Genomic DNA, 1,004 nt, shown 5'->3' with positions numbered 1-1,004 from the left:
GTAGGCGTTACCGCGCTGCCAGCCGTGCTTGGTGAAGGCGCCGATGAGTTTCGCCGCCGGGATCTTGCCTTCGGGGATGTCCGGCAACTCGAGTGTCTCGCCCTGACCGTGGGGGAGGGTGAAGACGGGTCGGTCGAGCTGTTTGAACGGGGTGGTGAGCTCGTAGTCGGCGAGGACTTCGCCCCAGTGGCTGGCCTGCTCGTCGGTGAGGTCGAGCCGATGCGCGATCCCGACACTGCCTCCCTCAGGCACTGTGACGGGATCGTCACCGGCATCGATGAGGGTGCCGTCCTCATCGATCCGGGCGGTGGCCACCAAGGTACCGTCGCCGTCCCGGATGGCCCAGATGACCCCGGCCAGCAGTCGACGCAGCACCGGATGCGGGGCAATGAACGCCGCATGATCGGCCGGAGTCCAACGGCGGTCCTGGATCATCGCCTGCTCGAACCGGCTGGTTTGGACCTTCACCATCGCGGTGAGGTCCTTCTTCATCCCGGCATAGGCGGCCTTGGACTCCTTGGCCTGCTCGGGGTCGTCGCTCTTGTTCGGAGCCGGCAGACTGGTCAACACCTTCCCCGTCGGGCGGCCCTGCGTATCCAACAGCCTCGCTGCGATCTTCCCCTCCGGGGACACGAAGGCCAGGAACCGGCGAGCACCATAGGAAAAGATCCGGGTGCCGCGTTCATCCAATCCACCATCGGGCAGGATCCGATCCTCCAACTCATCCCGGGTGAAGCCCCGCTGCGCGGCGATCTCATCCATCGCCTCCCCGGCCCGTTTCTTCAACGCCGCGAACTTCACCTTCGCCGCGATCCCCGAGATCGCCTGCAACGCCGCATCCGTGGCGACATTCCGCAGTGCGGTCAACCCCTTGACCGCACGCTGATGCTGACTCTGCCCCGGCCACTGACGAATCAACGGGGCAAGCTCGGCCACAAACCGGGAATCGCCCAACCAGCCGGCACCCGTGAGACACCACGACTGCTTCGCCACCGCCCCCGAAG

The 1,004-nt window shown here is 66.0% G+C and carries 1 protein-coding gene; it reads right to left on the bottom strand.

The window, feature by feature from the left end; all coding sequences use genetic code 11:
• A partial coding sequence (locus tag EII34_RS15700; protein ID WP_148092642.1) for a DUF4132 domain-containing protein occupies window positions 1-1,004 on the bottom strand: 1,004 nt, incomplete at both ends.

The organism is Arachnia propionica (assembly GCF_003859805.1).
In the GTDB taxonomy this organism is placed as follows: domain Bacteria; phylum Actinomycetota; class Actinomycetes; order Propionibacteriales; family Propionibacteriaceae; genus Arachnia; species Arachnia propionica_C.
The sequence above is the reverse complement of the archived record's forward strand: the minus strand, read 5'-3'. Positions and strand labels throughout refer to the sequence as shown.